Source organism: Streptomyces sp. NPDC058231, from assembly GCF_042882275.1.
Classification (GTDB): Bacteria; Actinomycetota; Actinomycetes; order Streptomycetales; family Streptomycetaceae; genus Streptomyces.
On the sequence record NZ_JBHVWN010000046.1, the window covers coordinates 40,386 to 63,616 of the forward strand.

Annotated in this window: 21 protein-coding genes; 9 read left to right on the forward strand and 12 right to left on the reverse strand. The window is 72.9% G+C overall.

Features of this window, described 5'->3' with window-relative positions; translation table 11 throughout:
- Positions 1-12: 12 nt before the first annotated feature.
- Positions 13-987 (reverse strand): N-acetylmuramic acid 6-phosphate etherase, encoded by a 975-nt coding sequence (gene murQ / locus ACFVXE_RS26440; RefSeq protein ID WP_389674718.1) that lies wholly within the window; start codon positions 985-987, stop codon positions 13-15.
- 70 nt (positions 988-1,057) lie between these two features.
- On the reverse strand, positions 1,058-1,975 hold the full coding sequence (locus tag ACFVXE_RS26445; protein WP_389674719.1) for a MurR/RpiR family transcriptional regulator: 918 nt from the start codon (positions 1,973-1,975) through the stop codon (positions 1,058-1,060).
- Positions 1,976-2,131: 156 nt separating this feature from the next.
- Between ACFVXE_RS26445 and ACFVXE_RS26450 the strand changes: the two genes are divergently transcribed.
- Together ACFVXE_RS26450 and ACFVXE_RS26455 are read left to right on the forward strand one after the other, a co-directional pair.
- Positions 2,132-2,500: a hypothetical protein gene (locus ACFVXE_RS26450; protein WP_389674720.1), complete on the forward strand. Its 369-nt coding sequence runs from the start codon at positions 2,132-2,134 to the stop codon at positions 2,498-2,500.
- Positions 2,497-2,796, forward strand: coding sequence for a DUF4031 domain-containing protein (locus ACFVXE_RS26455; protein WP_389674721.1), 300 nt, complete (start codon positions 2,497-2,499; stop codon positions 2,794-2,796). The genes ACFVXE_RS26450 and ACFVXE_RS26455 overlap by 4 nt, the downstream gene beginning before the upstream one ends.
- A 40-nt stretch (positions 2,797-2,836) precedes the next feature.
- On the opposite strand, the gene ACFVXE_RS26460 is transcribed toward ACFVXE_RS26455, so the two are convergent.
- The 6 genes from ACFVXE_RS26460 to ACFVXE_RS26485 all read right to left on the reverse strand — a co-directional run bounded on the left by ACFVXE_RS26460 (position 2,837) and on the right by ACFVXE_RS26485 (position 8,665).
- Entirely contained in the window at positions 2,837-4,063 is a 1,227-nt protein-coding gene (locus ACFVXE_RS26460; protein ID WP_389674723.1) for a Cmx/CmrA family chloramphenicol efflux MFS transporter, read from the reverse strand.
- Between the two features lie 94 nt (positions 4,064-4,157).
- A complete protein-coding gene (locus ACFVXE_RS26465) occupies positions 4,158-4,823 on the reverse strand; it encodes a hypothetical protein (protein ID WP_389674724.1) in 666 nt (221 codons plus the stop codon).
- 149 nt (positions 4,824-4,972) lie between these two features.
- Positions 4,973-6,016 (reverse strand): DUF2891 domain-containing protein, encoded by a 1,044-nt coding sequence (locus ACFVXE_RS26470; protein WP_389674726.1) that lies wholly within the window; start codon positions 6,014-6,016, stop codon positions 4,973-4,975.
- A gap of 90 nt (positions 6,017-6,106) precedes the next feature.
- A complete protein-coding gene (locus ACFVXE_RS26475) occupies positions 6,107-7,075 on the reverse strand; it encodes a DUF979 domain-containing protein (protein ID WP_389674728.1) in 969 nt (322 codons plus the stop codon).
- The gene (locus tag ACFVXE_RS26480) at positions 7,072-7,803 is read right to left on the reverse strand and encodes a DUF969 domain-containing protein (protein ID WP_389674730.1); all 732 of its coding nucleotides are present in this window, start codon (positions 7,801-7,803) and stop codon (positions 7,072-7,074) included. The genes ACFVXE_RS26475 and ACFVXE_RS26480 overlap by 4 nt, the downstream gene beginning before the upstream one ends.
- Before the next feature lie 148 nt (positions 7,804-7,951).
- Complete coding sequence (locus ACFVXE_RS26485) at positions 7,952-8,665, reverse strand: GntR family transcriptional regulator (protein WP_389674731.1); 714 nt, start codon at positions 8,663-8,665, stop codon at positions 7,952-7,954.
- Positions 8,666-8,873: 208 nt separating this feature from the next.
- On the opposite strand from ACFVXE_RS26485, the gene ACFVXE_RS26490 reads away from it, so the two are divergent.
- Genes ACFVXE_RS26490 through ACFVXE_RS26500 form a run of 3 tightly spaced genes read left to right on the forward strand, consistent with a single transcriptional unit; the run spans position 8,874 to position 11,151 of the window.
- Entirely contained in the window at positions 8,874-9,623 is a 750-nt protein-coding gene (locus ACFVXE_RS26490) for a LamB/YcsF family protein (RefSeq protein WP_389674755.1), read from the forward strand.
- On the forward strand, positions 9,620-10,282 hold the full coding sequence (locus ACFVXE_RS26495) for an allophanate hydrolase subunit 1 (protein ID WP_389674733.1): 663 nt from the start codon (positions 9,620-9,622) through the stop codon (positions 10,280-10,282). The genes ACFVXE_RS26490 and ACFVXE_RS26495 overlap by 4 nt, the downstream gene beginning before the upstream one ends.
- A gap of 8 nt (positions 10,283-10,290) precedes the next feature.
- Positions 10,291-11,151 (forward strand): biotin-dependent carboxyltransferase family protein, encoded by an 861-nt coding sequence (locus ACFVXE_RS26500; RefSeq protein WP_389674735.1) that lies wholly within the window; start codon positions 10,291-10,293, stop codon positions 11,149-11,151.
- Positions 11,152-11,176: 25 nt separating this feature from the next.
- On the opposite strand, the gene ACFVXE_RS26505 is transcribed toward ACFVXE_RS26500, so the two are convergent.
- Positions 11,177-13,468, reverse strand: coding sequence for a heavy metal translocating P-type ATPase (locus tag ACFVXE_RS26505; protein WP_389674737.1), 2,292 nt, complete (start codon positions 13,466-13,468; stop codon positions 11,177-11,179).
- A 255-nt stretch (positions 13,469-13,723) separates the two neighbouring features.
- On the opposite strand from ACFVXE_RS26505, the gene ACFVXE_RS26510 reads away from it, so the two are divergent.
- A complete protein-coding gene (locus ACFVXE_RS26510; RefSeq protein ID WP_389674739.1) occupies positions 13,724-14,413 on the forward strand; it encodes a copper homeostasis protein CutC in 690 nt (229 codons plus the stop codon).
- Between the two features lie 87 nt (positions 14,414-14,500).
- Here ACFVXE_RS26510 and ACFVXE_RS26515 read toward each other — a convergent pair whose 3' ends face one another.
- A complete protein-coding gene (locus tag ACFVXE_RS26515) occupies positions 14,501-16,573 on the reverse strand; it encodes a HelD family protein (protein ID WP_389674740.1) in 2,073 nt (690 codons plus the stop codon).
- A 363-nt stretch (positions 16,574-16,936) separates the two neighbouring features.
- Between ACFVXE_RS26515 and ACFVXE_RS26520 the strand changes: the two genes are divergently transcribed.
- The gene (locus tag ACFVXE_RS26520; protein ID WP_389674742.1) at positions 16,937-17,128 is read left to right on the forward strand and encodes a hypothetical protein; all 192 of its coding nucleotides are present in this window, start codon (positions 16,937-16,939) and stop codon (positions 17,126-17,128) included.
- 128 nt (positions 17,129-17,256) lie between these two features.
- On the opposite strand, the gene ACFVXE_RS26525 is transcribed toward ACFVXE_RS26520, so the two are convergent.
- Entirely contained in the window at positions 17,257-18,900 is a 1,644-nt protein-coding gene (locus ACFVXE_RS26525; protein ID WP_389674744.1) for a DNA repair helicase XPB, read from the reverse strand.
- 151 nt (positions 18,901-19,051) lie between these two features.
- Between ACFVXE_RS26525 and ACFVXE_RS26530 the strand changes: the two genes are divergently transcribed.
- Positions 19,052-19,495 carry a hypothetical protein gene (locus ACFVXE_RS26530; protein ID WP_389674746.1) on the forward strand — a complete coding sequence of 148 codons (444 nt, stop codon included), beginning with the start codon at positions 19,052-19,054 and terminating at the stop codon, positions 19,493-19,495.
- Here ACFVXE_RS26530 and ACFVXE_RS26535 read toward each other — a convergent pair.
- Positions 19,455-21,914, reverse strand: coding sequence for a helicase C-terminal domain-containing protein (locus tag ACFVXE_RS26535; protein WP_389674748.1), 2,460 nt, complete (start codon positions 21,912-21,914; stop codon positions 19,455-19,457). The genes ACFVXE_RS26530 and ACFVXE_RS26535 overlap by 41 nt on opposite strands.
- A gap of 85 nt (positions 21,915-21,999) precedes the next feature.
- Here ACFVXE_RS26535 and ACFVXE_RS26540 point away from each other — a divergent pair, with 85 nt between their 5' ends.
- Positions 22,000-23,025: a hypothetical protein gene (locus ACFVXE_RS26540; RefSeq protein WP_389674749.1), complete on the forward strand. Its 1,026-nt coding sequence runs from the start codon at positions 22,000-22,002 to the stop codon at positions 23,023-23,025.
- The last annotated feature ends 206 nt before the right edge of the window (positions 23,026-23,231 follow it).

The window sequence follows — 23,231 nt, forward strand, 5'->3', positions numbered from 1 at the left end:
GGAGCGGATGGGTCAGGTGGTGCGGGGGGCGGCGGCGAGCGCTGCCCGGAGGTGGCCGTCGGACGCGGCCAGGAGCGTGGCCGCGGCGGGGCCGTCGACCTGACCGAGGATGGTCAGAATCGCGTTCTTCACCTCGCCGCCGGTGGCGGCGAGCGCGGCCTCGATCTCCTCGTCGGAGGCGCCGGTGGCGAGGGAGACGATCCGGCGTGAGCGGGCGCGCAGCTTCTCATTGGAAGCGCGCACGTCGACCATCAGATTCCCGTACGTCTTGCCGAGCCGGATCATCGTGATCGTCGAGAGCATGTTGAGGACGAGCTTCTGGGCCGTACCGGACTTCAACCGGGTCGAGCCGGTGAGCAGCTCCGGGCCCACGACGATCTCGACGGGGTGCTCGGAAGCGGCACCGAGCGCCGAGTCGGCGTTGCAGGAGAGACCGATGGTCAGCGCGCCCTTGGCGCGGGCGTGCTCGACGGCCCCGACCGCGTACGGCGTACGGCCGGAGGCGGAGATACCGACCACCGTGTCGTCGGCGGTGAGCTCCAGGGCGTCGAGGTCGGCGGCGGCCATCACCTTGCTGTCCTCGGCGCCTTCGACGGCCGTGATGATCGCGGACGGGCCGCCCGCGATCAGGCCGACGACCTCGGACGGGTCGGTGTTGAACGTGGGCGGGCACTCGCTGGCGTCCAGGATGCCGAGCCGGCCCGCGGTGCCCGCGCCGGCGTAGATCAGCCGGCCGCCGCGGGCCATGCGCGGGGCGATGCCGTCGATCGCGGCGGCGATCTCGGGCAGCCGGGCGGCGACGGAGTCGGGGACGGTCCGGTCCTCGCCGTTCATGATGCGGGCGATCTCCAGCGTGCCCAGCCGGTCGATCTCGGCGAGCTCGGGCCGGAACGCCTCGGTGGTGAGGGTGGCGAGCTCGGCGCGCAGTTCCCCGTACTCGGAGTGCTGGCCGGGCGTCGCGGCGTTGGCTTCGGTGGTGGAGGACATGGGGAGCGGCTCTGCTTTCTCGATTGCGTGACTCATGCGGTTCAGCGGTCGTGGGGCACGGTGCTCGTGGTCAGCCGCTGCGGGGGGTGCGGCGGTGGGCGAGTGCCTCGTACGAGGCGGCCAGTGCGGGGGCGGCGGTTTCGTACGTCCGCTGGGCCACCCCTATGAACAGGCAGTCCACGACGAGGAGCTGGCTCGTGCGGCTCGACATGGCGGCGGGTCGCAGCTCGCTCTCGCGGGCGGTGGACGTGGTCAGTACCTGGTCCGCGTACTGCGACACCGGCCCGTCGGGGCGTCCGGTGATCGCGATCGTCGTGGCGCCGCGGTCGAACGCCACCCGGAGCGGCTCGATCACATCGCCGGTGGAGCCGGAGTGGGTGATCGCGATCGCCACGTCGCCGGAGCGGAGCTGCACGGCGTTGGTGACGGCCAGGTGCGGGTCGGCGTGCGCGTGCGCGATCAGACCGATACGGAGCAGCTTCTGCGCCAGGTCCTGTGCGACGAGGGAGGAGGCGCCGACGCCGTAGATGTCGATCCGGCGGGCGGTCGCCGCGGCGGCGACGGCCGCGCCGAGCTGCACCGTGTCGAGCGCGGCCGCCGTGTCGGCGAGGGTCTGCTGCTCGTCGAAGGCCAGCTTGGCGACCACGTCGGCGATCGGGTCGTCGACCGCGATGTCCGCGGTGACGGAGGGGGCGCGGCCGGACTGCTGGTGGGCGGCGAGCCCGGCCAGTGCGAGGCGCAGGTCGCGGTAGCCGGGGTAGCCGAGGAGGCGGGCCGTGCGGACCACGGTCGCCTCGCTGGTGCCGGTGAGTTCGGCGAGACCGGTGACCGTCAGGGCGGCGCAGCCTGCGGGGTCACCGGCCACGGCTTCGGCGACCCGCTGCATGGAGCGGGTCATCGAGGGTGCGAGCGTCCGCACCTTGGCTGCCAGTGCCGCCGGAGCGGGCGGCGCGTCACCCTTGAAACTTTCCTTCAGGTCATTGGTCACATTTGAAAGATATTTTCAACCCTGGGGTCCGTCAACCCCCCTTTGGTCCCGACCTCTGGCAGAACCGGTACCGGCCGCCGGCCGGACCGAGGATCTGCCGGTGACAAGGGCGGTCCCGCGGCGAGTGCCGGTCCCGAACGGGGTGAGAATGACTGCATGGAGTTGAACCGTCTGGAGCAGGCGCTGCACACCGCCCGCGCCTTGGTCATGGCCGACCTCACCGCGGGCGATGTCGCCGAGGCCGAGATCGTCTCGCTCGTCGAGGACGCGGTGACGCACCGGCGGTGGTGGGTCGAGCAGTGGCCGGACGGTGTGGAGTTCGTCGTCGGCCTGGTCGCCCAGGACGTGCAGGACGCGCTGCTGGAACGGTACGGGCGCTGGCCGCTCTGCCCGGTCTGCGACGCGGGTGATCCGCACGCCCTGGACGTCGAACCGGAGCTGGGACCTGACCCGCGGTGGGTCTGCACCAAGGCCACCGTGATGGTGGCCCCGGTGGGCGCGCTCGGCGGAGTGCTGGGCCGGTGACCGTCTATATCGACCCGCCGGACTGGCCGGGTCACGGGCGGCTCTGGTCGCACCTGGTCAGCGATGTGTCGTTCGACGAACTGCACGCGTTCGCCGCCGCCATCGGCTGCCCGCCGAAAGCGTTCGAACGGGACCACTACGACGTACCGGAGGCGCGGTACGTGGACGCGGTGCGGGCCGGGGCCCGCGAGATCGGCTCGAAGGAGCTCGTCCGCCGGCTCACGGACGCGGGACTGCGGCGCCCCAAAGGACGCCCGGCGCCCCGCCCGGCAGCCGGCCCGGTGGCCGGCGGCTGACCGGACGGCCGGCGTGCGCGCACTCCGTGAACGGTGCGTCTCAGGTGGCGCACGCACCTGCTTCCACGGGCGCCTCCGACGACGACGACGCCGCGGGCGACCCGGCCACCCGGCGCGACCTGCCGCCGCGCTGCAGCCGCAGTGAGCACACCACACCCACCAGCGCCAGCACCGTCATCGCCGCACCCGCCCAGGCCGTCGCCGCGAAGCCGAAGTCCGCGTCGATCACCGTGCCGCCCAGCCAGGGGCCGCCCGTGTTGCCCAGGTTGAACGCGGCGGTCGTCGTCGCGCCGGCCAGCGTCGGGGCCGCGCCCGCGATGTTGAACATCCGGGCGTTCAGCGCCGGGGCCGTGTAGAACGCCGACAGGCCCAGCAGGAACGCGAGCGCGATCACGGCGATCTGGTTCGACGCGAACAGCGCCAGCGCGGCCAGGAAGACCGTCGACGCCGCGATACCGCTCATCAGCACCCCGAAGAGGTGCGCGTCCGCGACCCGGCCGCCGATCGTCGTGCCGACCAGTGCGCCGATCCCGAACAGCGCGAGCACCGTCGGCACCCAGCCGGAGTCCAGCCCGGCGACATCCGTGAGCAGCGGTGCCAGATAGCTGAACGCGCAGAAGACCCCGCCGGCCGCGAGTGCCGTGACCACGATCGACAGCCACACCTGCCGGTCGCGGTAGATGGACATCTCCCGCTTGATCTGCGGCCTCCTGGCCGGGAGCGGGATCCGGGGGATGAACGTCGCGACACCGGCGAGCGCCACGGCGGACGCCGCACCGACCGCCCAGAACGCCGACCGCCAGCCGAGGTTCTCACCGAGGAACGCCCCCAGCGGTACACCGAGGACGTTGGCGATCGACAGCCCGCCGATCATCACGGCCATGGCCCTGGCCCGCGCGTTCACCGGCACCATCGCGATGGCGACCGCCGCACCGACCGCCCAGAACCCGGCGCAGGCGAAGGCGCTCACCACACGGGAGGCGAAGAGCACCTCGTACGTCGGAGCCAGCGCACCGGCGACCTGGCCGAGACCGAAGACGGAGATCAGGGCGATCAGCGTGGTGCGGCGCGGCAGCCGGAGCGTGGCCACGGCGAGCAGCGGAGCACCGATCACCATGCCGATCGCGAAGGCGGATATGAGGAGCCCGGCGCGGGGGATCGACACGTTCATGTCGTCGGCGATGGGCGGCAGCAGCCCGGAGAGCATGAACTCGCTCGTGCCGAGGGAGAAGACCGCCACCCCCAGGATGTACACGGCCAGAGGCATACGAGTGCGGTGGCTAAGGGCAGAGTCGGGCATGACACGTGCCAACGGGATTCTTCGCCGCCGCATTCCCGTACCGGCGGATTCCGCCGCCGTCTCAGACCGACCGGGTGAGCAGTTCCAGTTCCGTCAGCAGGTTCTGCCGTGCCCGCGGCTCCCACTGCGCGATTCCGTGCGGTGTGCGGAAGAGTCGCGGCAGCCCGAGCAGCTGCCGCAGCACGGCCGCCCGTCCCTCCCGGAACGCGTCGTCGGGTACGAAGCCGTACTCGTCCCGGACCTGCGCCGCGTACGCCGCGTACTCCTTGGGGGCGGCTGCCAGGATCGCCAGATCCGCGTCGCACAGCACTTCGCCGTTGGTGTCGCCGTCCACCGGGTCATGGGTGACGGTGAGCCGGACCAGCCGTGCGACCTCGGTGGTGACGTCGTCCGGGACACCCGCCTCGGGCAGCGCCCGCTCGGCCAGTACCGCACTGCGCTCCTCGTTCTCGGAGCGCTCGGGGCGGTAGACCGCGTCGTGGAACCAGGCGGCGAGGCGGACGGCATCCGGGTCGGCGGCGTGGCCGGCGAGCGTGTCGACGCGGTCGAGCACCGCCGTCAGATGGGCGGTGGTGTGATATCGCCGCTGCGGCTCGGCCCAGCGGGCCAGCAGATTGTCGGCGTACGGCCGCGGATCGGGGCCGTCGGCGCTGCCCCGGGCGGCGACGAGGGAGTCGTGCCAGCGGCCGCGGAGGGTGCCGGCGGGGCCGGGAGCGCTGTCGTCCATACGCCCGAGAGTAGGGCAGGGGGCGGGGCGGCCGGGTCGCCGCCCGGGGCCGGACGGCAGGCGGGCCGTCCCCCCGTCGGTACGCGATACGGCTCGTGCCGCGTACCGACGGGCGAACGGCCCGTTCCGTGCTCGTGCGAGCGGCCAGGTCAGTGGCCGGGCGCGGTGTCCAGCGCCAGCGCGGCGTACGTGGCCAGCCAGTGGTCCGAGACGAAGTCGCCGGACGAGACGGCGGGCAGCCCGACCGCGAGGTGGGCCTCCACCGACCGGTCCAGCGCGGTGCGGACCGGCCCCTCGGGAAGCGCCTCGGCGATCGCGCGGAGCGCGGCCGCCCGGCTCAGGGTGAGACCCAGGAGATGACAGATCTGCGGGTCGCCGTGGTCGGAGACCACCGGGGGGACGAGCAGCGAGGAGTCGGGGGTGCCGTCGGTGGTGAACGCGGGGAGGAACGCGGACAGCCAGGTGCGGAACTCCTCGGCGGGCAGTACCCGGCGCATCGCGTCCGCCTCGGCCAGGGCGGGGGAGAGGAAGTCCTGCCCGGACGGCTCCCAGTGCACGGGGGCGTCGTGGTCCGCACCGAACCAGCCCTTCAGCCGGTCGGCGACCGCGTCGAGGACCGGCCGCGCGAGCCCGGCGCGCTCGCCCGCGTCCAGGATCAGCCCCAGGCCGAACGCGCTGTTGTTGTGGACCCCGTGCCGGACCGGGTAGGTCGCCTTGGGGAGCCAGCCGGTGAGCAGATCGCCGACCGCGTCGACGGCGGGTGCCAGGGCATCGGCCCAGCGGTCGCCGTCGGGGGTGGCGAGGGCGCGGCACTCGGCCGCCAGAGCGACCAGCCACGCCCAGCCGTAGGGGCGCTCGAAGGAGGGCCGGGAGCGGAGGTAGGCCGCCTCGACGGCGAGGTTCTGCGGGGTGAGGTGGGTGTTCAGGACCTCGTGGACACGAGTGGTGAGGGTGGCCGGGAGCTCGCCGGTGGTGCCGAAGCGGCGCACGAGACGGACGAGCAGCCAGTGCATGTGCACCGTGGAGTGCCAGTCGTACGCGCCGTAGAACGCGGGGTGCAGCGTTCGCGGGGCGACCAGCTCCTCCGGGCCCGCGTACAGGTGGGCCGGGGCGTTGGGGTACTCGCGTACGACGTTGGCGAGGGCCAGCTCGGCGAAGGGGACGGCGTAGGGGGCGGGGAGCGCGGTGGGCAAGGATCACTCCAGGGGTGCGGGGTGTGCGGGGTGAGCGGCTCGGATCGTTCGCTCGGGTCGTTCGAGCTCGGGTCAAAGGGCTGAGAACGTTCAGAACGCGAAGAGAGCCATGATCGCGACGTTGCAGACGAGCAGCGCCGCCGCGGTGGGGAGCTGGGCCTTGATGGGTCCGTACTGGTCCTTGAGTTCGAGGAGGGCGGCCGGGACCAGGTTGAAGTTGGCGGCCATGGGGGTCACGAGGGTGCCGCAGAAGCCGCAGAGCATGCCGAGCGCGAGGATCGCGGGGACGTTGCCGTGCATCTGCTCGATGAGGACGGGCCAGCCGATCGCCGCGGTCATCACGGGGAAGGCCGCGAAGGCGTTGCCCATGACGATGGTGAACAGCGCCATGCCGCAGCAGTAGACGGCCACGGCCACGAACTGCTGGCCGTCGGGCAGCACCGCCTCGCTGATCCGGCGGACCTGCTCGCCGACACCGGCGAGCTGGAAGATCGAGCCGAGGACGGCGAGCAACTGCGGCAGGATCAGCGCCCAGCCCATCGATTCGAGCATGCCGCGGCCCGAGTGCAGCGGTACGGAGAGCTTCCGCTCGCGCAGGACGAACATGCCCACGGCCAGCGCCACGACGGCGCCGATGCCGAGACCGAGGATGGTCTCGTACCCCGGCTCCAGGACCGGTTCGCCGCCGATCTTCCAGTTCTTCACGAGCGTCGCGCACACCATCGCGACGACGGGGATGGTGAGTGCCGGGAGGAACAGCTTGTTGCCGAAGCGGGCGGCGGACGCGGCGCGCTTCTCACGCGAAGGGGTGTGCGGTTCGCCCTTGCCGGTGAGGCCGAAGCCGCCGAGCACGATCAGGATCAGGACCGCGACGCCGAGGGGTTCGGCGGGCAGGGACTTGTCGACGACTCCGGTGGAGTAGAAGAACGAGGCGCCCAGCAGGCCCCAGAAGCCGGCCGAGCCGAAGCGCTTGGGGTTGGTGCGGTCCATGACCATCTGGGTGGCCATGACCAGGAACACCGCGCCGACCAGCCAGAAGAAGTGTTCGGACTTGATCACTTGGAGTCCTCCGTCTGACGTGCGGCATGCGCCGATCGGTCGTTCTCGGCTGCCACGACGGCCAGTTCCCGCTCCAGCTGGCGGTCCAGGTGCAGCAGACGGCTGCCGTGGATGAGGAACGCGCAGATCGCGGAGGGAATGGCCCACAGGGCGAGGTTCAGGGGTTCGAGGTGCTGGTCGTAGGTCGAGTTGACGAACCCGGTGATCAGCAGGATCGAGCCGATGGCGATGAAGCAGTCCTCGCCGAAGAACACCCCGATGGTGTCGGCACCGGACGCGTGCGAGCGGACCTTCTCCCGCAGCCGTTCCGGCAGCGGGCCGCCCGCCTTCGCCTCGGCGGCGGCCTCGGCCATGGGGGCGATCAGCGGGCGCACGCTCTGTGCGGGGCCGCCGATGCTGGTGAGGCCGACCGAGGCGGTGAGCTGGCGTATCAGCAGGTAGAGGGCGAGGAAGCGACCGGTGGTGAGCTTGCCCAGCCTGCCGATGAGGGCACGGGCCTGCTCCTGGAGTCCGTAGCGCTCCAGCAGCCCGATGACCGGGAGGGTGATGACGAAGACCGTCACCGAGCGCGCGGAGGCGAAGCTGTTGCCGAAGGCGGCCAGCACCTCCTGCGGCGAGAGCTTGCCGAGCAGGCCGGTGACGATGCCGGCGACACCCACCACCAGGAGGGGATTGCGGCGGGTGGCGAATCCGAGGATCACCACGAGCACGCCGATGAGAACGATCACGCGTGGGCCTAACTCTGCGCACGGACATGCGTACGGGGGCACGGTGGCGTGCCCGTACGGTCCAGATCAGACGGGGTTGATGCGCGAGACACTAGGCGATTGTTCAACAAGCCCACAAGAGGTGTTCATCACGTGGTCTTCCGCAGCGCTACCGCGCGGTGAGCCGTTCCGCGTACGCCTCCGCGAGCTGGCGGCGGGAGTCCTGCAGGTAGAAGCCCAGAAGCCGCTCGGCGCCCGCCGCGTCGCCCTGGGTCAGTCTGTCCGTGATCTCCCGGTTACGGGTGAGATATGGCTCGTGGAAGCGGCGCGGATCGGCCATCACGTGGAAGGCCAGTCGCAGTTCGGCCAGTACGTTGCGCATCAGCTCGTCCGTCCTGGGGCTCTTCGCGAGACCGGCCAGGGCCTGGTGGAAGCGGATGTTCGCGGTCGAGCAGGCGGCCCAGTCGCCGTCCTCGGCGGCCCGCTCGCCGGTCGCCACCGCCGCTTCGACGGCCGTCAGGTCGTAGGGCGGCTCGCCCAGCACCCGCAGGGCGGCGCACTCCACCAGGAGCCGCACGCGGTAGATGTCGACGAGGTCGTCGACGGCCAGGATGCGGACGAAGACGCCCTTGTTGAGCCGGTGCTCCACCAGGCGCTCGTGCGACAGCAGGCGGAACGCCTCGCGCAGCGTGTTCCGGGACACGGCGAGGGCGCCGCTGATCGACTCCTCGGAGAGCCGGCTGCCCGGTGGGAAGTAGCCCTCGGTGATCCGGTCCCGCAGGACGGCGGCGACCCGCTCCGCCGTTCCGGACCGCGCCAGGGAGGCGCTGTCCGCCGCCAGTTCCGAGAGGTCCGGAGAAGTCCCGCCCGCTGTCCCCGCCATGCCCGGTCCCCTGCCTGTCGCTGTGCCGTCGTCACCGGGATCCTGTCCGGTGGGCCGGCGCGGACCGGTCCGCGAGGATCCACCGGACAGGATCCCGGTGATCACAGTGAACCACCCGGGCGTCCCGCTCCTCGGGCGAGGTCTTGTCAGATTGTTGAACAATCGCTAGCGTGCGCTCGTGATGGATCTGACGAGTCTGACCGGTCTGATGGATCTCAACGCGGATCTCGGAGAAGGGTTCGGACACTGGACCCTGACCGACGACGACGCGTTGCTCGACTGTGTGACCAGCGCCAATGTCGCCTGTGGCTTCCACGCGGGCGACGCCTCCGTGATGCGGCGCGTCTGCGACACCGCGGCGGCCCGGGGTGTGCGGATCGGGGCACAGGTCTCGTACCGGGACCTGGCCGGCTTCGGGCGCCGCTCCATGGACGTACCGGCCGCCGAACTGACCGCGGAGATCGCCTACCAGATCGGCGCCCTGCGGGTGTTCGCCGAAGCGGCCGGATCCACCGTCTCGTACGTCAAACCGCACGGCGCCCTCTACAACCGGACCGTCCGGGACGACGACCAGGCGGCAGCCGTCGTCGAGGGTGTCCGGCTGGCCGGCGGATCGCTCGCCGTACTCGGACTGCCCGGCTCCCGGCTGCTCGCGCACGCGCGGGCCGCGGGACTGGACGCGGTCGAGGAGGCCTTCGCCGACCGCGCGTACACACCGCAGGGCACGCTCGTCCCGCGGACCGAGCCGGGCGCCGTCGTGCACGACGGGGACGAAGTCGTGCGCCGCAGCGTCGGCATGGCCGTCGACCGCAGCGTCACGGCCGCCGACGGCAGCCGGATAGCGGTCGGCGCGCGCTCCCTGTGCGTCCACGGCGACACCCCCGGGGCCGCGGCTCTGGCCCGCAGGGTCCGCGACGCGCTGGAGGAAGCGGGCGTCGGCGTGCGGGCGTTCACGTGAGCGGGGACGGCACCGGCGGCGAGGTGCTGGTCCTGCCCGCCGGACAGGACGCGCTCCTCGTCGAACTGGCCACCGGCGAGCACGCCGAGGCCTTCCACGCCGAACTGCTGCGCCGCCGCGCCGACGGTGAGCTGCCCGCCGTGCGGGAGATCGTCCCCGGTGCGCGCACCGTGCTGCTCGAAGGGCTCCCGGACCGTTCCCCGCAGGGCAGGGACCGGTTCGCCCGGGAGCTCGCGTCCTGGCGGATACCGCCGCTGCGGCACGGCACCGGCGAAGCGGTCGAGATCCCGGTCGTCTACGACGGGCCGGACCTCGCCGACGTCGCGGCGGTCTGGGGTGTCGGGGCCGATGAGGTGCCCGGCATCCACGCCGGTACGGAGTTCCGGGTGGCGTTCTGCGGATTCGCGCCCGGCTTCGGCTATCTGACGGGCCTGCCCGGACACCTTCAGGTGCCGCGGCGGGCGACCCCGCGCACCAGGGTCCCGGCAGGCGCGGTGGCCCTCGCCGGGCCGTACACCGGGGTCTATCCGCGGCCTTCGCCCGGCGGGTGGCAGATCATCGGAAGGATGCCGCGCCCGCAGGAGCTGTGGGATCCGGCGCGGGAGCCCGCGGCGCTGCTGGGGCCGGGGGCGCGGGTGCGGTTCGTGGTGGCGGGGTGAACGGTGTCATGGATGTACTCGAAGTGGTCCGCGCAGGTGCGCTGACGACCGTGCAGGACGCGGGGCGGGCCGGCTGGGCCCACCTCGGTGTCGGGCGGGCCGGCGCACTCGACGCCCCCGCCCGCCGTCTCGCCAACCGGCTGGCCGGCAACGACGCCGACGCGGCGGTGCTGGAGACGACGGTCACCGGGTGCGCGGTGCGGCCCCGACGGTCCGTGGTCGCGGTGGTGGGCGGCGCGGCGTGCCGGGTCACGGTGGACGGGCGGCCCGTCGCCTGGGGGATGCCCGTCCACGTACCGGCCGGTGCGGTGCTCGACGCCGGGCCGGCGGCCGAAGGGCTGCGCAGCTACCTGGCGTTCGGGGGCGGCCTGGTGCCCGAACCGGTGCTCGGCAGCCGCTCGGCCGACCTGCTGTCGGGACTGGGTCCCGCGCCGTTGCGGGACGGGGACGAGGTGCCGCTGGGTGTCGCCCCGGGGACCGCCGTCCCGGTGCCGGACGCCGTGCCGTGGCCGGGGGCCCCGGCCGAGCTGGTGCTGCCGGTGGACCTGGGCCCGCGCCACACCTGGTTCACGGAGCGGGCGCTGCGCACGCTGACCACCGCGGTGTACCGGGTCTCGCCGCAGAGCAACCGCATCGGTCTGCGCACGGAGGGGCCCGCGCTGGAGCGGGCCCGGGACGGTGAACTGCCCAGCGAGGGAATGGTGCTGGGGGCGATCCAGGTGCCGCCGGACGGCTGGCCGGTGGTGTTTCTGAACGACCACCCGACCACCGGGGGGTACCCGGTGGTCGGAGTGGTGCGGGAGGCCGCGCTGTCGGCGGCGGCGCAGGCGGTGCCGGGGGTGGCGGTGCGGTTCGTGGCGGTGGGCTAGGGCCTCTCCTCCGGGTCGGCCCGGATCAGGCCCGGGTGTCCTGTGATCCGGCCCGGAAGCCCCGCAGGCGCAGGGAGTTGCCGACCACGAACACCGACGAGAACGCCATCGCGGCGCCCGCGATCATCGGGTTCAGCAGGCCCGCCGCGGCGAGCGGCAGCGCCGCCACGTTGTAGGCGAAGGCCCAGAAGAGATTCGTGCGGATCGTGCCCAGGGTCCTGCGCGACAGCCGGATCGCGTCCGCCGCCGCCCGCAGGTCCCCGCGTACCAGGGTCAGATCGCTCGCCTCGATCGCGGCGTCGGTGCCGGTCCCCATCGCCAGGCCGAGGTCGGCCGTGGCGAGGGCGGCCGCGTCGTTGACGCCGTCGCCGACCATCGCGACCGAACGGCCCTGCGCCTGAAGACGCTTGACGACGGCGACCTTGTCCTCCGGCAAGACCTCGGCGTACACCGCGTCGGCGTCGATGCCCACCTCGGCCGCGACCGTCTCCGCCACCGCCCGGTTGTCCCCGGTGAGGAGGACCGGTGTCAGACCCAGCGCCCGCAGTCGCGTGATCGCCTCCGCGCTGGTGTCCTTCACCGCGTCGGCGACCTCCAGGACGCCCCGTGCCTCGTCGTCCCAGGCGACCACGACGGCCGTCCGGCCCGCCGCCTCCGCCGCCGCCTTCCGCCGGGCGAGTTCCGCCGGCAGGCGGATCCCCCGTTCGGTGAGGAGTTGTTCGCGTCCGGCGAGGACGGTGTGTCCGTCGATGGTGGCGTGGACTCCGGTGCCGGGGAGGTTGGTGAAGTCGTGGGCGGTGGGGAGTGGGGTGGGGGTGCGTTCGGTGGCGGCGGTGGTGATGGCTCGGGCGATGGGGTGTTCGGATGGGTGTTCGAGGGCGCCGGTGAGTCGGAGGAGTTGGGTGGGGTCGGTGCCGGGTGTGGGGTGGATGGCGGTGAGGGTCATGCGGCCGGTGGTGACGGTGCCGGTCTTGTCGAGGACGACGGTGTCGATGCGGCGGGTGGTTTCGAGGACTTCGGGGCCTTTGATGAGGATGCCGAGTTGGGCGCCGCGTCCGGTGCCGACCATGAGGGCGGTGGGGGTGGCGAGTCCGAGGGCGCAGGGGCAGGCGATGATCAGTACGGCGACGGCTGCGGTGAAGGAGGCGGTGGTGTCGTCGGTGAGCAGGAGCCAGGTCACGAGGGTGGTCAGGGCGATGAGCAGGACGGTGGGGACGAAGACGGCGGAGATGCGGTCGGCGAGGCGTTGGGCCTGGGCCTTGCCGTTCTGGGCGTTTTCGACGAGTGCGGCGATTTTGGACAGGTGTGTGTCGGTGCCGATGCGGGTGGCTTCGACGACGAGTCGGCCGCCCGCGTTGAGTGTGGCGCCGGTGACGGTGTCGCCGATTCCGATCTCGACGGGTACGGACTCGCCGGTGAGCATCGACGCGTCGATCGCGGAGGCGCCCTCGACCACGGTGCCGTCGGTGGCGATCTTCTCGCCCGGACGGACCACGAACCGGTCCCCGACCCGCAGTTCCGCGATCGGTACGGTCACCTCACGGCCGTCCCGCACCAGGGCGACCTCCTTGGCGCCCAGATCCAGGAGCGCCGCGAGCGCGGCGCCCGCCTTCCGCTTGGAGCGGGCCTCGAACCAGCGCCCGGCCAGGACGAACGCGGTGACCCCGGCCGCCGCCTCCAGATAGATGTTCCCGGCGCCGTCGCTGCGGCCGACGGTCAGCTCGAAGGGATGCGTCATGCCCGGCATCCCCGCCGTGCCGAGGAACAGCGCCCACACCGACCACAGGAACGCCGCCGAGGTGCCGACCGAGATCAGGGTGTCCATCGTCGCCGCGCCGTGCCGCGCGTTGGCCCACGCGGCCCGGTGGAAGGGCCAGCCGGCGTAGGTCACGACGGGGGCGGCGAGGGTGAGGGAGAGCCACTGCCAGTTGTCGAACTGGAGCGCGGGGATCATCGCCATCGCGATCACCGGCACCGCCAGTGCGACGGCCGTCACCAGCCGCTGCCGCAGCGGGTCCGCTTCGTCGGGGCCCGGCACGCCGGGGGGAGCGTCCTCGGTGCGTACCGGGGGAGCGGGCTCGTGCGCGGTGTAGCCGGTCCTCTCGACCGTGGCGATCAGATCCCGCACGGAGACGTCCGCGTCCCGGTAGCCGACTCTGGCCTTCTCCGTGGCGTAGTTGACGGTGGCGGTGACGCCGTCCATCCGGTTGAGCTTCTTCTCGATACGCGCGGCGCACGATGCGCAGGTCATGCCGCCGATGGCGAGCTCGACCTCCGCGGTGGCGCCGGTGCCGGCGTCGGTGGTGTGCGCGGACACGGTGTCCTCCCTGGCTCGTCCGGTAGGAAATGATACCCCTAGGGGGTATGCAGCGCTGATTCATGTATACCCCCCGCCCCTATGAAAGGCAAGGGGTGGAGAGACGGGCGGGGCGCAGGCCGGGTGCCGCCGGTTTTCGGACACCTCTCGTGCCCCGCGTATGTTCGCGATCGTGTGGAGCTGCACCCCGGGCCCGCCGACCCGTAGGCTGGGATTGGACTAGACCTGTAGCGGCGTACGGAGGAATGGGATCCCATGAGCAACCGGGCAGTCCTGGAGGTGATCGCTCTCGATGCGGGGGACGCGGTCGCTGCCCAGGCAGGTGGTGCGGACCGGCTGGAGCTGGTCACCGACATGGCGGCGGACGGTCTGACCCCGTCCTGCGCGACCTTCGCGGAGATCCGCGCGGCGGTCGACATCCCCCTGCGGGTGATGCTCAGGCTCGCGGACGGCTTCGCGGTCGGCGACATCGACGCGCTGGTACGCAGGACGCGCGAGCTGCGGGCCGAGGGCGCCGATCAGTTCGTCCTCGGTTTCCTCGACGCGGACGGGCGCGCGGACCTCGTCGCCGTCGAACGGCTCGTCGCCGAACTGGACGGCTGCCCCTGGACGTTCCACCGCGCGATCGACCGCGCCGCCGACCGGGACGGCCTGCGCAAGCAGCTGGCGGACCTCCCCGGCCTCGACACGTACCTCACGGCGGGATCGGCCCGCGGCGTCGACGACGGCATCCCGACGCTGGTCGTCGAGGCGGCACGGACCGGTGAACCCGGGTACGAGCCGCAGATCATGGTCGGGGGCGGCCTCCGGCTGGAGCACCTGTCCGAGCTGCTCGACGCGGGCATCGACGCGGTGCACATCGGGGGAGCGGCCCGCCCGGAGGGCTGGTCGGGTCCGGTGGACGCGGCGGCCGTACGGGAGTGGCGGGCGGTACTCGACGCGTAGCCGGACCGGCGGCGTGCGGGCGGGGACCGCGCCCTTGCGGCCGGTGCGCGGGAGCGGCGCTCCGCCGCCCGCACACCGGCCGCCCGGTCAGGACAGTTCGGCCGGCAGCGGGGCCGTGTGCAGCACCGTCAGTCCGGACACCGCACGGGTCAGTGCCACATAGAGCCGCCGCAGCCCGGTCCGCTGGTCCGGTTCGCCGTCGACCACCGCCGCCGGTTCGTCCAGCACCACGTAGTCGTACTCCAGACCCTTCGCCAGCGACGCGGGCACCAGCGTCAGCCGGGACTCCGCGGTCGTCTCCTCACCGGGCGAGAGGCAGGTGTGGCCCGCGGCGGCCAGCGCCGACGCGAGGGCCGGGATGCGCGCGTCGGCGGCGATCAGCCCGATGGATCCCTCCTGCTCCAGGGACTCCTCGCACGCCGCGACCACCGCCGCGTCCAGCCCCTCGGGACCGTCCACCGGCCGCACCGACAGTGAGCCCGGCGACTCCCGTACGGACTCGACCGCGGCCAGCCCCGGCGAGATCGACGGCAGCAGCCGGGAGGCGTAGGCGATCACCTCGCGCGGCACACGGAAGCCCGCCGTCAGCTCCTCCACCACGGCGTCCGTCTTCCCCAGGTGGTGCAGCGCCTGCGCCCAGCTCTCCGTCGACCAGGGCGTCGTGCCCTGCGCGAGATCGCCGAGCACCGTCGCCGAACCGGTCGTGCAGCGCCGCCCCACCGCCCGGTACTGCATGGGGGAGAGGTCCTGCGCCTCGTCGAGGACGACATGACCGAGCGAGTGCGTACGCGCCACCAGGTCGCTCGCCTCGTCGATCAGCACCGCGTCCGCCGCCGACCACTTCGCCGACCGCACGCTGCGGGCCGGCTTCTCCCACAGGATCGTCTTCTGCTCGTCGCCGGTGAGCAGCCCGTCGGCGTGCGCGGCCAGGAACTCCGGGTCGGAGAGCAGCCGCAGCACCAGCTTCGCCGGGTCGACGGCCGGCCAGATCGCCTTCACGGCCGCCTTGACCGCCGGGTTACGGGCCACCGCGTTCTGCACCCGGTCGTCGGGGGCCTCGCCCGCCTCCTCCATGCGCACCAGCACCGCATGGGCGATGCGCTGCGGGAGCGCCTCGTGCGCGGACCCGTACCGCATGTCCCGGGCCAGCAGCTCCTTGACCATCTCCTCGATCTCGTACGCAGGCACCCGCCAGCGCCGCGAACCGCGCACCACCATCACCGGTTCCTCCGGCAGCGTCACATGCGAACGGATCGCCCGCCGCAGCACCTCGGCCATCCGCGCATCGCCCTTGACGACGGCTGCGGGCGCGTCGTCGGTGCCCCGCACCTCGACCTGGGCCGTCACCAGATCGTCGACGGTCGCCTGCTTCACCTCCAGCTCACCGAGGGCCGGCAGCACCTGCTCGATGTAGTGGAGGAAGGACCGGTTCGGCCCGATGACGAGCGTGCCGGTGCGGGCGAGCCGCTCGCGGTGCGCGTACAGCAGATACGCGACCCGGTGCAGGCCCACGGCGGTCTTGCCGGTACCCGGCCCTCCCTGGACGCAGACCGTCCCGCCGAGCCCGCTGCGGACGATCTCGTCCTGTTCCGGCTGGATCGTCGCGACGATGTCGCGCATCGGCCCGACACGCGGCCGCTCGATCTCCGCCTGGAGCAGTCGGCTGGTCCGTACGGCCTCGGTGGGGTCGGTGAGGTGCTCGTCCTCGTACGCGGTCAGCTCGCCGCCGGTGTAGCCGAAGCGGCGGCGCTGTCCGACGTCCTGGGGGTCCTTCTTCGACGCCCGGTAGAACGGCTGGGAGACGGGCGCGCGCCAGTCGATGACCATCGGATCGCCGTCGGCGTCGTGGACGTGGCGGCGCCCGATGTAGAACTGCTCGCCCTCGGCACCCTCGGCCTGATCCGCGCCGACCCGGTGCAGATAGTCGAGGCGCCCGAAGAAGAGCGGGGTGTGCGCGAGATCGGCGAGCGACTTGATGCGGTCGGTGATCTGGGCCTGCAGAACGGCGGCGTTCACCCAGTTCGCGGTGACGTCGCGGATGTCGAGGGACTGGGCCTCCTCACGCATGGCGCGCAGGGCCGAGCGGGACGCGGCGAGATGGGCGCGCTCCCGGCCCAGTGGATCGGTGGTGGTGTCGGTCTCTGCTTCGTGCGCGGGCACGGTGTCGCCTCCGGCTTTTCAACGCAGGACGGCGGACCGCACTTCGCTCCCGGTCACTGCCGGGGGACGGTACGGGCCGCCGGGGGATCGATCACGGGTACGCGCGCGGGCGCACGTACGGCTGTCGGCCGGTTTCCGTCCGGTCGGCGGCGCTCCCCCGGCTGCCGGCGAGAAGCCGGTACCACGGTGCGGGAGGCGGGCAGACCGGCGATTGTATCGACCGTCCTCGCCGTGGTCGAACCAATTCCGTCGCCCGGTCCACCCCGTAGGGGACGCCGTACGACCGGAGGCCTACGCGTATCCCGCGGGAATTCCGTCCGCGGGCCGATGCCCCGGACGGACGGGCGCAGGAGCATGGAAGACATGAGTACCGTCATCCTGCATCCCGGAGGGACCGGCCCCGCGCACGGCGCGACGGCGACCACCGGCCATCCGCCCACCCACCGGGTCGGCGACGCCGTGCGCGCCGTGAAGGTCTTCGCGCGCGCCGCGTTCGGCGTGGTCGTCCTCGGCGAGTACGCGGAGGAGTCGGGCGTTCTCCGCCGTCACCACTGAGTACGCGCCTCGTACGTCACCCGCGTCGCCCTGCTCCCGCGGCGGCCCCGCCGGGGCCGGCGACGGTCACCGGGCCGGTGCTGCTCCTGACCGCCGGCGGCTGAACCGGCCGGCGGGGGCCGGACCGCTCAGCCGTCCGCCAGCAGTTCGTCCGCGTCCACGATCCGGTAGGCGTATCCCTGCTCGGCCAGGAACCGCTGGCGGTGCGCCGCGAAGTCCTGGTCGATCGTGTCGCGGGCGACCACCGAGTAGAACCGCGCCTCGTGCCCGTCCGCCTTCGGCCGCAGCACCCGGCCGAGCCGCTGGGCCTCCTCCTGCCGCGAACCGAACGTGCCCGACACCTGAATGGCGACGGTCGCCTCCGGCAGGTCGATGGAGAAGTTCGCGACCTTCGACACGACGAGGACGTTGAGTTCGCCCTGACGGAACGCGTCGAAGAGCTTCTCGCGCTGCGCGTTGCTCGTCTCGCCCTTGATGACCGGGGCGTTCAGATGCTCGCCCAGCTCGTCGAGCTGGTCGATGTACTGCCCGATGACCAGGGTCTGCTCGCCCCGGTGCTTGCGCACCAGCGCCTCCGTCACCTTCCGCTTCGTCGCGGTCGTCGCGCAGAAGCGGTACTTCTCCTCCGCCTCGGCGGTCGCGTACGCCAGCCGCTCCGAGTCGGTCAGATTGACCCGTACCTCGACACAGTCGGCGGGCGCGATGTAGCCCTGCGCCTCGATCTCCTTCCACGGCGCGTCGAACCGCTTGGGCCCGATCAGCGAGAAGACGTCCGACTCGCGGCCGTCCTCACGGACCAGCGTGGCGGTCAGGCCGAGCCGCCGCCGGGCCTGCAGGTCGGCGGTGAACTTGAAGACGGGCGCGGGCAGCAGATGCACCTCGTCGTAGATCACCAGCCCCCAGTCGCGGGAGTCGAACAACTCCAGGTGCGGGTAGATGCCCTTCCGGCGGGTCGTCAGCACCTGGTACGTGGCGATGGTGACCGGGCGGATCTCCTTGCGCGTACCGCTGTACTCGCCGATCTCGTCCTCGGTCAGCGAAGTGCGCTTGACCAGCTCGTGCTTCCACTGCCGGGCCGAGACGGTGTTCGTCACCAGGATCAGCGTGGTCGCCTTCGCCTCGGCCATCGCACCGGCGCCGACGAGCGTCTTCCCCGCGCCGCAGGGCAGTACGACCACACCGGAGCCGCCGTGCCAGAACCCCTCGACGGCCTGCTTCTGGTACGGCCGCAGCGCCCAGCCGTCCTCGGCCAGCTCGATGGGGTGCGCCTCGCCGTCCACGTATCCGGCCAGGTCCTCGGCGGGCCAGCCCAGCTTCAGCAGCGTCTGCTTGACCTGCCCGCGCTCGGACGGGTGCACGGCCACGGTGTCCGGGTCGATGCGCGCCCCGACCAGCGGCTGGACCTTCTTCGACCGGAGGATCTCCTCCAGCACCGGACGGTCGGTGGAGGTCAGCACCAGCCCGTGGACCGGATGCTTGGAGAGCGTGAGGCGACCGTACCGGGCCATCGTCTCGGCGATGTCTACGAGCAGCGCGTGCGGGACGGGATAGCGGGAGTACTGCACGAGCGCGTCGACGACCTGCTCGGCGTCGTGCCCGGCGGCGCGTGCGTTCCACAGCCCGAGCGGGGTCAGCCGGTAGGTGTGGATGTGCTCCGGCGCGCGCTCCAGTTCCGCGAACGGCGCGATCGCACGGCGGCAGGCGTCCGCCTGCTCGTGGTCGACTTCCAGGAGCAGTGTTTTGTCGCTCTGGACGATGAGGGGTCCGGACACGCGCCTCGTCCCTTTCTGCTCTGCGGGTACTGGCCGGGAACGGCCAAACGTCCAGTGTGCCGCATACGGCGCCGATGGTGTGCCGGTGCCGGGAGCGGGATGTTCGGTCATCCGCCCGTCGCGGCCGTGCGGCGGCTGCCATGGTCGACGCGTGACCGACGCCGCTGCCGGGGAAACGCCCCCGGAATCCACTGTCCTCGCACGGCCGGACGACCGCATACCGTCCGTGCTGCGCTTCTCCACCGAACTCGTCGCCTGGGTGGCCACCCCCTGGGTGCTGGCCGGCCACTCCTGGCTGCTCGCCGCGGCATCACTGGTCGTGCTGATCGGCCTGCCGGCCGTGCTGTCCACCCCGGGTGACAAGAACAGCGTGGTCATCGCCGTGCCGGGCTGGGTCACGGTCCTGATGGTGCTGGCCGAACTGGGTGCCGCCGTCGTCTCGATGTGGCTGCTCCGGCCCGGCTGGGCGGCCGTCGCGGTGACGCTGCTCGCCACCGTCTCCGTGATCGCCGAGACGCCGCGCCGGCGGTGGCTCCTCTCGTCCGCCGGGGACGTCAGCCCTCCTCGGCCTCGGCCAGTTCGGCGACGCCCGTGATCCGGTGCAGCGGGTACGTACGGACCTCGTCGGCCGTGTGGTCGTACGCCGTCACGAAGCCGCCCTCGACCCGCACCGGCGCGATGACCCGCTGGCTGGCGGCGCCGTCCGCGTTGACGTAACCGATCCAGACCGCCGATCCCGTCATCGCCGCCGCCTGGACGGTCGCCAGGGTCTCGGCGGAGGTCGTGCGGGGCAGCGAGCCGGACGGGGCGGCCGGCGCCCGGTCCGAGTCCTTGTGGACGACGGTGGCCGCCGTGTCCCCGGCGCGGATCGCCCGTACCGCCGCGCCCAGCAGCGTCCCGTCGGGGAGCGGCGGACCCTCGGGAACGGGGACGGGGGGCGTACGGGGCGGGGTGCGGCGGGCGCCCGCGCGGGTGATCAGGACGTCGCCCTCGGCGGACTCGGCGGCCGGGGCGTACCCCATGTCGCGCAGCCCTTCGAGGAGCGACGCCGGGTCGATCTGGGCGGCCAGGGCGGTCGGCGCGAGACGGCGCAGGCGCAGCGTGGCCGAGCGCCGGTCGGCGAGGATCTCGTTGAGCACGGCCTCGTCGTCGCAGCGTACGTAAGCGGACGCGGCACCGATCCGCAGATGGCCGTGGCGGCGGGCGACGTCGTCGATGAGGTAGCTGAGCGGCTGCGGGACCGGCGTACGGCTGTGCGCGGTGAGGAACGCGTGCAGATCGGCCGCGGACTGCCCGGCGTCCAGCGCGCGGCGCACCGAGCCGGGCGTGAACCGGTAGACGGTTGCGCCACCCTTCGACTCGATGTCCGCGAGGGCGGAGAGCATGTCGGCCAGCGGGCGTTCCAGCGGGCCGGGCGCGACAGCCGTCAGGTCGGCCTGGAGCAGGACGTGGCCGAGCGGCTCCGGGATGAGCGGGGCGAGCAGCGCGGCCGCCTTCGCGGGACCGGCGTCGAGCAGGGCGCGGGACTGGGAGGCGAGCGCGCCGCGGCCGGTGATGCCGAGGAGTTCGGATTCGTTCAGCGTCCACAGGGCGATCCGGGACCGCAGGTCGGTGGTGCCGCCCGCGGACGTGGACGCGCCGCGCAGCGGCCGCTCCCACCGCAGCCGGGCGAGCAGCGTCTCCGGATCCGGCGCGGTGCCGGGTTCCAGGGAGCCGAGCAGGGCCAGGACGCGGCGGCGCACCTCGGGGGCGGCCGAGCGGTCCAGTTCCGGCCCGAGCGCGGACAGGGCCCGGCCCTTGGCGTCCTGGCCGCCGACCAGACCGGCGGTGCGGGTGGCGGCGAGCCAGGCGGCGGCGAGGCGCACCCAGCGTTCCTGAACGGGGAGTTCGGTCCAGTCGTCGTACGCCGGGGTCGGCGCGTACCGCTCGTCGGCCTCGCCGTCGGAGGCCAGCAGCCCGGCCGCGTAGGCGAGTTCGAGCCAGAACACGGCGATCGGCTCGGACACGTCGAGCACGGACGCGATCCGCTTCAGCTCGCGGACGCTGAGGCCGCCGGCGCGGAGTATGGCGGGGCCGCCGCCGTTCCAGCTCGCCAGGAGTTCCTCGACGGCGGACACGGCCAGCAGCGCCTGTCCGGCGGCGGCGCTGTCCACAGCCTGTGGATCACGGCTGGCGGCGGCCACCACGACGGGCGGCAGCGGCTCCGGTACGCGGTGGGCGCGTCCGGCCCGCAGATGCAGCGCCGCCTCGCGCGGCAGGACGACGGTGCGCGTCGACACGGGCAGCAGCAGCCCCCGGTCGCGCAGCCACTTCACCGGCGGGGTGGGGTTCGGGGTGACCTCCCCGTACGGCGGACCCCACACCAGCCGGTCCAGCACGGACAGGGCCTCCACCGGCGCGGTGTCCAGCAGCTCACCCATCCTGGTCCGGTCGGTGAACAGGGCGCTCAGCGCGGTCACGGCGGAGACCGGGTCATGGGTGGCGGGCAGCCCGGCCGCCAGCAGGATCTCCTGGAGCCGTCCCGGCGACATGCCGGACGTGGCCTCCGCGACGGTCGGTCCGAGCCCGGTGGGGGAGGGGTGCTGCGGGGACGGGGCGAGAAGCTCACGCGCGGTGCGCACCAGCCGCAGCCGGTCTTCCTCGCCCCAGACGAGGGCCTGTTCGCGCAGCGTCGCGACGGCGCCGGGCGCCGCGTCCCGGATCGCCGCCCCCGCACCGTCGCGGCCCGCACCGTCGTCCTGGCCGTCGCCGGTCAGGAGAGCGAGGAGGGTGTCGTACGACGCCGGATCGGGTGCGACCGCGAGCGCCTCCGCGGTCTGCAGCGCGAACCGGTCGAGGTGTTCCAGCGCGCGTACGACCGAGGCACGGGTGCCGGCTCGCGTCGCCAGCTGGGTGATGTCGTTGGGCACGGGCGACAGGAGGTCGGGACGGGCACGCAGCAGCCCGCCCAGCGACTCGTCGTCCCGGGCGCGCAGCGCCTCGGCGAGCGTCCGCGGTGGTGTGGTCATCCCCATCCGTCCCACGGTAGTCGCTCCGGACAGGCCCGAGAGCGCTACCGTCGGTGCAGGCCGGTCAGAGGGGAACCGAGGGGAACCACGCGTGGGGATCGAGAGCGACCAGCTCGTCTACGACTATCTGAGCCGGGTCGGGGACCTGGCACAGCGACAACAGCTGTCCTCCGGCGCCCGGATGCGGCTCGTGGCGACGCTGCGCACCGAGATCGACCGGCAGCGCGGAAGCCAGGCCACGGACACCCCGGCGGCGGTGCGGCGCATCATCGCGAAGCTCGGCACCCCGGACGAACTGGTCGCCGCGGCGGCGGGATCGGCGGACGGGACGGTGATCCTGCCGGGGGCACGGGACGGCGCGGAGCGGGCCGATCCGGAGCCACGGAGCATCCCCCGGCCGCGAAAAGGGGCACTCCGGAAAGAGAGTTCACGCAAGGGCGCGTCGGAGGAGACGACGGAGGCGCCCGGGGTGGCTCCGGAGGGTGACGGCCCGTCGCCTCCGCACATGGCGGGCACGGACGAGCTGGGGGCATCCGGGAGCGAACCCGACTGGTGGCGCATCGAGTCGGGACCATTCGGGGACGGCGTACGGGTACCGGGGTTCACCGGTGGCGTGGAGATCCCGGACATCCTGAAGCCGCCACCGTCGTCCGTGGAGGGCGAGGCGGACGGTGAACCCGAGGACTCCGGCCCCGCAGCCGCTCCCACCGCCCCGACCGCCCCGGTGCGGCGGAGGCGGCTGCGGCTGCGTCGGCGCGCGCCCCGCGAGAGCCCGGCGTTCCGGTTCTCCCACCCGCTGCTGCTGCTCGCCGCGGCACTTCTGGTCACCGGCGCGGTGATCGGCTCCTGGCTCGCGCTCGCGGGCGGCTGGCTGCTCGCGTACAGCTCCCGCACGCTCTCCCGCACCGAGGCGAAACTGGCCGCGATGGGGCTGCCCGGAGTGGTCGTGGCAGGCGGCCTGGTCTGGCTGTGGGGACGGATGGACGGCCGCTGGGGCGATCCGATCCCCGAACACGGAATGGCGCAGGCGCTGAGCGGGGTGTGGCCGGTGGTGGTACGTACGGCCGCGGTGGCGTCCGCGGTGTTCCTCGTGTGGCGTGCGAGGCGGGTGGGGTAGGGGGTGGCCCTGTCCCCGGGCGGGGGTTTGTCCTCAAGCGCCGGACGGGCGTGGGCGTTCTCCCGGTCCGGGGTGCCTGTTTTCCTGCCCCGGTCCGGGGTGGCCGGTTCCGTCCTCAAGCGCCGGACGGGCTGGGGGTGTCCACCCGGTCGTCGTGGTGCCGTCGCCCCTGTCCGGTGGGTGGTGGTCCGGGGCCCCTCCGGGGT

Bases quoted from the DNA above. Each gene is read 5' to 3' on its own strand.
- murQ (WP_389674718.1), bottom strand. From the start codon at position 987: ATGTCCTCCACCACCGAAGCCAACGCCGCGACGCCCGGCCAGCACTCC.
- ACFVXE_RS26450 (WP_389674720.1), top strand. From the start codon at position 2,132: ATGGAGTTGAACCGTCTGGAGCAGGCGCTGCACACCGCCCGCGCCTTG.
- ACFVXE_RS26460 (WP_389674723.1), bottom strand. From the start codon at position 4,063: ATGCCTCTGGCCGTGTACATCCTGGGGGTGGCGGTCTTCTCCCTCGGC.
- ACFVXE_RS26465 (WP_389674724.1), bottom strand. From the start codon at position 4,823: ATGGACGACAGCGCTCCCGGCCCCGCCGGCACCCTCCGCGGCCGCTGG.
- ACFVXE_RS26485 (WP_389674731.1), bottom strand. From the start codon at position 8,665: ATGGCGGGGACAGCGGGCGGGACTTCTCCGGACCTCTCGGAACTGGCG.
- ACFVXE_RS26490 (WP_389674755.1), top strand. From the start codon at position 8,874: ATGGATCTCAACGCGGATCTCGGAGAAGGGTTCGGACACTGGACCCTG.
- ACFVXE_RS26500 (WP_389674735.1), top strand. From the start codon at position 10,291: ATGGATGTACTCGAAGTGGTCCGCGCAGGTGCGCTGACGACCGTGCAG.
- ACFVXE_RS26510 (WP_389674739.1), top strand. From the start codon at position 13,724: ATGAGCAACCGGGCAGTCCTGGAGGTGATCGCTCTCGATGCGGGGGAC.
- ACFVXE_RS26520 (WP_389674742.1), top strand. From the start codon at position 16,937: ATGAGTACCGTCATCCTGCATCCCGGAGGGACCGGCCCCGCGCACGGC.
- ACFVXE_RS26535 (WP_389674748.1), bottom strand. From the start codon at position 21,914: ATGGGGATGACCACACCACCGCGGACGCTCGCCGAGGCGCTGCGCGCC.